6 protein-coding genes are annotated in these 7367 nt (G+C 72.0%); 2 read left to right on the forward strand and 4 right to left on the reverse strand.

The genetic code is table 11. From position 1 onward, the window contains the following. Positions 1-94: 94 nt before the first annotated feature. The 3 genes from AC07OQ_RS23555 to AC07OQ_RS23565 all read right to left on the reverse strand — a co-directional run bounded on the left by AC07OQ_RS23555 (position 95) and on the right by AC07OQ_RS23565 (position 4294). Complete coding sequence (locus tag AC07OQ_RS23555; RefSeq protein WP_495055582.1) at positions 95-1678, reverse strand: serine hydrolase domain-containing protein; 1584 nt, start codon at positions 1676-1678, stop codon at positions 95-97. A 30-nt stretch (positions 1679-1708) separates the two neighbouring features. Further along, positions 1709-2800, reverse strand: coding sequence for a ribosome small subunit-dependent GTPase A (gene rsgA / locus AC07OQ_RS23560; RefSeq protein ID WP_495055583.1), 1092 nt, complete (start codon positions 2798-2800; stop codon positions 1709-1711). Between the two features lie 507 nt (positions 2801-3307). Further along, a complete protein-coding gene (locus tag AC07OQ_RS23565) occupies positions 3308-4294 on the reverse strand; it encodes a zinc-dependent alcohol dehydrogenase family protein (RefSeq protein ID WP_495055586.1) in 987 nt (328 codons plus the stop codon). A 128-nt stretch (positions 4295-4422) separates the two neighbouring features. Here AC07OQ_RS23565 and AC07OQ_RS23570 point away from each other — a divergent pair, with 128 nt between their 5' ends. After that, on the forward strand, positions 4423-5292 hold the full coding sequence (locus AC07OQ_RS23570) for a LysR family transcriptional regulator (protein WP_495055587.1): 870 nt from the start codon (positions 4423-4425) through the stop codon (positions 5290-5292). Here the strand turns inward: AC07OQ_RS23570 and AC07OQ_RS23575 are convergent. After that, complete coding sequence (locus tag AC07OQ_RS23575; RefSeq protein ID WP_495055584.1) at positions 5272-6549, reverse strand: MFS transporter; 1278 nt, start codon at positions 6547-6549, stop codon at positions 5272-5274. The genes AC07OQ_RS23570 and AC07OQ_RS23575 overlap by 21 nt on opposite strands. 93 nt (positions 6550-6642) lie before the next feature. Here AC07OQ_RS23575 and AC07OQ_RS23580 point away from each other — a divergent pair, with 93 nt between their 5' ends. Next, complete coding sequence (locus tag AC07OQ_RS23580; protein ID WP_495055585.1) at positions 6643-7242, forward strand: TetR/AcrR family transcriptional regulator; 600 nt, start codon at positions 6643-6645, stop codon at positions 7240-7242. Positions 7243-7367: the final 125 nt, after the last annotated feature.

The raw sequence follows: 7367 nt of genomic DNA on the forward strand, positions 1-7367 counted from the left end.
TCGGAATCGCAGGGGCCGCCAGCTTCGCATGAGCCGCCGTCTCCCGACCGCGCGGGGGCCAAGGGTTTTAAATTCTTTACAGAAACTGTGGCGTTCAGGCGCTGCTGCGCTCGAAGCGCAGGCCCTTGATGCGCGCGCTGTCGACCGTGAACCCGCTCACGCGGCCGGCCGCATCGCGCGTCAGGCGCAGCAGCTGGCTGCTCTGCATCCAGTAGCCCTGGCCATGCAGCTCGACCAGATCGCCATCCAGGCCGCGCAGGGTCCAGGGGCCGGGCAGCTTGAGCAGCGGCCCCTCGGCCCACAGCTCGCTGCCGGCGATGCGCCAGCGGCTGGCGCAGTCGGCGCCGCAGAACTCGCCGTCCAGCCCCGGCGGCAGGGCGGGGCGCTCGGCGAGGCGGTGGCAGCGTGCCTGGCGGCCGGCACCGATGTCCAGCCGCAGCCGGCCTTCGGCGTCCAGCGGCTCGGCGGGAATCTCCAGCTCGTAGGCGCCGCGCAGCGGCTGCCAGCGACCGTCGGCCTGCTGCTGCAGCTCGAAGGGCATGCCCCATTGATGCGCCATCAACTGGCCGCTCTTCAGCGCCGTCAGTTCCAGCAGCTGGCCCAGTTCGGGGTCCAGCCACAGCCCGGCCAGCGTGTCGGCTGCCGCGGGGCGGGGCGCCGCGGCCGGCTTGTTCAGCAGCAGGCGCGCCACCTCGCGGGCGCGCTTGTACGGGTTGTTGGCGCCATCGTTGGTGATCGCGACGATGGCCAGCTTGGCCTCGGGCAGCAGCAGGAACTCGGTGCGGAAGCCCGGCCACAGGCCGCCATGGCCGATGGTGCCCAGGCCGTCCAGCTCGCCATGCTCCAGGCCGTGCGCATAGGGCGAGGCGAAGCCGCCGGCCAGCGGCACCCTGGCCATCAGCGCGGCCGACACATCGGCCACGCCGGCCGCCGGCTCCAGCAGATGGGCGGCCCACAGCAGCAGGTCCTGCACGCTGGAGACCATGCCGCCCTCGCCGCCATGCTCGAAGCCATGCTGGGCGCGCCTCCACTGGCCGCGGCCATCGCCCAGATAGGGCGTGGCCAGGCCCGCCAGCGGCAGGTCGCTCTCGACCAGCATGCGGGTCGAGCCCATGTTCAGCGGCTCGAAGAACTCGCGGCGCAGGAACTCGTCCAGGCTCTGGCCGCCGACGCGTTCGGCGATCAGGCCCAGCAGCGCGAAGCCGCTGTTGCAGTAGAGAAAACGGCTGCCCGGCGCGAAGTTCAGATGCCGGCAGCGCGCGATCACCTGCAGCAGCTGGGCGCGCGTGATGCGCTGGTCCATCTGCACGCCGCCCAGGCGCAGCAGCTCCAGCATGTCGGGCAGGCCGCTGGTGTTGCGCATCAGATGGCCGATGCGCACCGGCTGCGGCCATTCGGGCAGCTCGGGCAGATGCCGCCGCACATCGTCGTCCTGGCTCAGCAGGCCGCGCCGCTCCAGCAGCAGCACCGCCGCCACCGTGAACTGCTTGGACACCGAGGCGATGCGCAGCAGGCTGTCTGCACGCAGCGGCGCGCGCTGCTCCAGGCTGGCCAGGCCGTAGCCCTTGGCCAGCAGCAGCTCGCCGTCCTGCATCACGCCCAGCGCATAGCCGGGGGCGGGGCGCCCGGCGAGGTCGGCGAACAGGGCATCGATGCGGGTCTGCAGGCTGCTGCTCATGGCTGGCGCTCCTCCTCTGAGGCCGCCAGTCTAAGCCCCGCCGCGCTTGCTGCGGATATGCGCGTGCGCAGCGCGGCTGCGCTCTTTCCACTGGCGCATCAGCTCGTGGCGGTCCTGCACGCTCATGCCCTCGCGCCGCGCCTCGCGCTGCAGCTTCTGGTAGCTCTTGAGCCGCGCCGGCGCCAGCGCGGCGCGCACCGCGCAGCCGGGCTCCTCCTGGTGGCTGCAGTTGCGGAAGCGGCAATGCCGGGCCAGCGCGGACACGTCGTCGAAGGCCTGCTCCAGCTCGGCGCTGCTGGCGTCGAGCTGCAGGCCGCGCAGGCCCGGCGTGTCGATGATGCAGGCGCCGTCGGCGCTGCGGTGCAAGGTGCGCACCGTCGTCGTGTGGCGGCCGCGGCTGTCGTCCGCGCGCACCGTGCCGGTGTCCTGCAGCGCGGCCTCGCACAGGGTGTTGGTCAAGGTGGACTTGCCGGCACCGCTGGAGCCGAGCAGCACCAGGGTCTGGCCCGGGCCCAGCCAGGGCGCCAGGCGCGCGCGCGTCGTGGCCTGCGTGCCGTCGACCGCCAGCACGGCCATCACGCCGCCATCGGACCGGCGGCTGTGGGCCAGATGGTCCTCCACCTCGGCCAGGCGCGCCTCCACGTCGCGGCACAGATCGGCCTTGCTGAGCACGACCACGCTGGCGACGCCGGCCGCGCGCGTCAGCACCAGGTAGCGGTCCAGGCGCGCCAGCTTGAAGTCATGGTCCAGGCCCATCACCAGCAGGGCCGTGTCCACATTGCTGACCAGGGCCTGGCGCTGGCCCTCGGGGTCGCGGCGCGACAGCGTGTTCAGCGGCGGCACGCGCTGCTGCACCCAGGTCTGCTCGCCCTGGGTGTCGGCCAGCACCCAGTCGCCGACGGCCAGCTGCTCGCCGCTGGCGAACAGCTGCTGCTGCAGGGCCGGCAGCAGGTGGGCGCGGCAGGCGCCGGTCGGGGACTGCAGGCTCAGGCGATCGCGCTGCACCTCGGTGACGCGCCACAGCCGGGTGGCGGGGCCGGCTTCGAGTCCGGTCACTTGGGAAAGCATGGAAGGATTCAGGCCCAGCGCGCGCAGGGCCTCGATGTCGAGGGTCTCGAGCATGATGATGATGTTTTCCGACGAACGAACGGTTCCGGGCCGGAGCCGGTGTGCCGGTCCAGGTCCTAGATCCCAAAGGTCCCAAAGGTCCCAAAGGGGGGGAAGGTCGTTGCGTCGGCCGCGCGAGCGCGGCGGCGGCGGGAAGCGCTGTTAGGCTTCCGGGGCGCGCAGCACGGGAGTGGCGGCCGACGACGGCAGGGCAAGATCAGATGCGGCCATGGCGGACTCCCGTGTTGAGTTGAAGACGAGGGCGTAATGTGCGGCCGGCGGCGCGCGCCGGTCAAGCCTCATGTGCACGCGGCGCCACAAAAGCAAAGGGCCAGTCCCTTGCGGGATTGGCCCTCTCTTACCGGACATCACCGCAGGGGTGGCGACGGGTTCTTCCTACGTCGGCGCTGGTCACGGGTTCCAGGTCTCTGCCCAATTTGCAGCCGGTTCTCGCCTCGGTGCTTCGCAGTATGTCGCTCGTTTGTGACGGCTGTTTGACGATAAGCAAGGCTTTGACGCTTCTCAGCGATCGATCTCGATCACCACCTTGCCCTGCGCGCGGCCCTCGGCCACCAGCGCGTGAGCCGCCTCGATGTCGGCCAGGCCGAAGCGGCGCAGATCCAGGCGCGGCCTCAGGCTGCCGGCGTCCACCAGCGCGGCCACTTCGTCAAGGATCTCGCCATGGCGCTCGCGGCCCTGGCCGCTCAGCAGGGGCAGCAGGGTGAACACGCCCGAGTAGCTGGCGGCGCGCAAGGACAGCGGCGCCAGCGCATGCGTACCCCAGCCCAGCGCGCTGAGCACATGGCCGCCGTAGACGCGCGCGGCCTGGAAGGAGGCGTCCAGCGTGGCGCCGCCCACCGTGTCGAACACGATGTCGAAGCCGGCGCCGCCGGTGAGGCGCTGCACATAGCCGGCCACCGTGTCGCGTTCGTAGTCGATGGCCGTTGCGCCATAGGCCTCGACGAGCGCGGCCTGCTCGGCGCTGACGGTGGCGAAGGCCCGGGCGCCGCGCGCCAGCGCCAGCTGCAGCGCCACATGACCGACGCCGCCGGCGCCGCCATGCACCAGCACGGTCTGGCCCGCGCGCACCGCGGCGCGGTCCACCAGGCCTTCCCAGGCGGTGATCGCCACCAGGGGCAGGGCGGCGGCCTCGCGCATCGACAGCGTCGCCGGCTTGCCGGCCAGCAGCCGCGCGTCGACCGCGGCGTACTCGGCCAGCGAGCCCTGGGCGCCGCCGATGCCGGTGGCCATGCCGAAGACCTCATCGCCCACCGCGAAGCGCGTCACGCCGGGGCCGACCTCCGCGACGACGCCGGCCAGGTCGAGGCCCAGCACCGCGGGCAGCGGCTGGTGCGCATGGGCGGCGCGGCCGGCGCGGATCTTGGTGTCCAGCGGGTTGACGCCGCTGGCCTGGATGCGCACCAGCACCTGGCCTTCGGCGGGCACGGGGCGCGGCAGGCTGACGCGCTGGAAGGGGCCGTCGACCTGGTCGACGCGCAGGGCCTGCATCAGGGGGATAGGGTTCGTCACGGTGAAGCTCCGCTTGAAAGGGATGGCTTCATTGTTGAAATTTCAGATCTGAATTGGAATCGACAGAAATGTCTTTGCTTGATGCAGATTTGTATGATGGACCGATGATGGAATGGAGCGACCTGCGCATCTTCCTGGCCGTGGTGCGGGCCGGCTCGCTGGGCGGGGCCGCGCGCCTGACCGGCCGGAGCCAGCCGACGATGGGCCGGCGGCTGACGGCGCTGGAGGCGGCGCTGGGCCAGCGCCTGTTCCAACGCAGCACCCAGGGCCTGGTGCTGACCGACGAGGGCGCGGCCGTGCTGGCCCATGCCGAACGCATGGAGGAGGAGGCGCTCGGCCTGCAGCGCGTGCTGGCGGGGCAGGGCGGGGCGCTGCAGGGGCTGCTGCGCATCTCCTCGTCCGACTGGTTCGGCGTGCACCTGCTGACCCCGGTGCTGGCCGAGTTCGGCGCGGCCCATCCCGGCGTGACCCTGGAGCTGCTGACCGACGCGCGCCTCTTGAGCCTGGCGCGGCGCGAGGCCGACCTGCTGTTCCGCATCAAGCCCTTCGACGAGCCCGACATCGTGGCGCGCCGGCTGATGCGGATCGACTACGGGCTCTACCAGGCGCGCGGCGCCGCGCGCCCCAAGACGGGCGGCGCCGGCGAAGGGCTGGCCCTGGTGACGATGGACGCGGCCTTCAGCGAGATGCCCGACGCGCAATGGCTGCGCGAGCGCCTGCCGCGCGCGCGCGTGGCCTTCCAGAGCAACAGCCGCGAGGCGCAGGCGCGCGCCTGCGCGGCCGGCCTGGGCCTGGCGGTGCTGCCCCGTCCGCTGGGCGATGCGCAGCCGGGGCTGCAGCGCGTGGCGCTGCGCGGCCAGGCCGCGCCGCCGGGCCGCGAGGTCTGGCTGGGCTACCACCGCGACCTGCGCCGGCTGGCGCGGCTGCGCGCGCTGCTGGAGCTGGTGTTCGCGCGCCTAGGCGCGGACCGGGACTGAGCGGCGCCGGATCGCCACCGCCATCAGCGCGGCCAGCAGGCAGGCCGCGCCGGCCGTGTAGAGCGCCGGCGAATAGCTCAGGAGCAGGCCGCGCGACAGGCCTGCGCCCCAGGCCGCCACCGCGGCGCCGATCTGGTGCGCCGCGAAGATCCAGCCGAACACCAGGCCCACGCGCGCGGCGCCGAAGCGCTCGGCGGTCAGCTTGACCGTGGGCGGCACGGTGGCGATCCAGTCCAGGCCGTAGAACACCGCGAACAGCGACAGGCCGTAGAGCGTGTACTCGGCATGCGGCAGCCACAGCAGCGAGAGGCCGCGCAGGCCGTAGTACCAGAACAGCAGCTTGCGCGTGTCGTAGCGGTCGGAGAGCCAGCCCGAGGCGATCGTGCCGATGAAGTCGAACACGCCCATCAGCGCCAGCACCGAGGCGGCCGGCAGCGCCGCCAGGCCGTAGTCGCCGCACAGCGAGATGAAATGGGTCTGCACCAGGCCGTTGGTCGACAGGCCGCAGATGAAGAAGGTGCCGAACAGCAGCCAGAAGGTCGGCTCGCGGCTGGCCTCGCGCAGCGCGACGAAGGGCGTGGCGAAGCCCATGCGCGGCGGCGCGACCGGCGCGGGCGCGTCGGCAGCCTCGCCGTAGGCGCGCAGGCCCAGGTCGGCCGGCCGGTCGTGCATCAGCAGCCACACCAGGGCCATCACCACCAGGCAGATCGCCGCCAGCGGCGCCAGTGGCGAGCGCCAGCCCCATTGCTCGATCATCCAGGCGGCGACCGGCAGGCAGGCCAGCTGGCCGGTGGCGGCGCTGGCGGTCAGCACGCCCATCACCAGGCCGCGGCGCGTGGCGAACCAGCGGTTCGACACCACCGCGCCCAGCACCAGGGCGGTCATGCCGCTGCCCAGGCCCAAGAGCAGGCCCCACAGCACGACCAACTGCCACAGCTGGGTGATGAAGGCGGCCAGCAGCATGCCGGCGCCGACCAGGGCCAGCGCGACGCTGACCACCACGCGCAGGCCGAAGCGCTCCATCAGCACCGCGGCGAACGGTCCCATCAGGCCGAACAGCGCGAAGCGCAGCGCCAGCGCCGAGGAGATCTCGCCGGTGCTCCAGCCGAATTCCTTGGCCAGCGGCTGCAGCATCGCGCCGGGCAGGCCCAGCGCGGCCGACATGAAGAGCATGGTGAGAAAGGTCAGCGCGGCGATCACCCAGCTGAAGTGCAGGCCGCGGGCGGTCAGCCAGGCCGAGAGGCGGGGAGCGAGCATGTGAGGCGTCTTGTTTTATTGATGATGATCGTAATATATGCATTTGATGATGACCGCACTCAAAAACGGGGGAATCACTACAATCTCCGACTTATGAAGGTCAGCAAAGCCCAGTCCGCCGAGAACCGCCAGGCCATCGTCGATGCCGCCGCCAGGCTCTATCGCGAGCGCGGCTTCGCCGGTGTCGGCGTGGCCGAGATCAGCCGCGAGGCCGGCTTCACCCATGGCGGCTTCTACGGCCGCTTCCCGTCCAAGGATGCGCTGGCGGCCGAGGCCTGCCAGCAGTCGCTGGGCCAGACCCTGGCGAAGCTGCAGGCCTCGCTGGGCCAGCATCGCGGCGACGCGGGGCCCTATTTCCAGCGCTATCTGCGTGCCGAACACCGCGACCACCCCGGCGAGGGCTGCGCGATCGCGGCGCTGGCCGTCGATGCGGCGCGCGCCGAAGGCCCCATCGCCGCGGCCTTGACCGAGGGCATTGCCGGCTATCTGCAGGCTCTGGCCACGCATCGGCCGGACGGCAGCCTGGCCGATGCGCCGACCGAGGAGGACAAGGCCCGCGCGGTCCTCGCCCTGTCGGCCCTGGTGGGCGGCCTGGTGCTGGCGCGCGCGACGGCCGCGGCCGCACCGGTGCTGTCGGACGAGATCCTGGCCCTGCTGCCCGAGAGGCTGGGCGAGCTGTGGGCCCGCGCTTAGCCGGCTGTTGAAAACCTACTGCGGCGACCATCTGCGGCGTTGCGCGGCGCTCGGAATCCTCACGTACAGGAAGTACGTTCCGGTTCCTGCGCTCCGGGCGCCTAGCAGCTGGCCGTCCTCGCGAC

The organism is Roseateles sp. GW821-FHT09B06 (genome assembly GCF_059418245.1).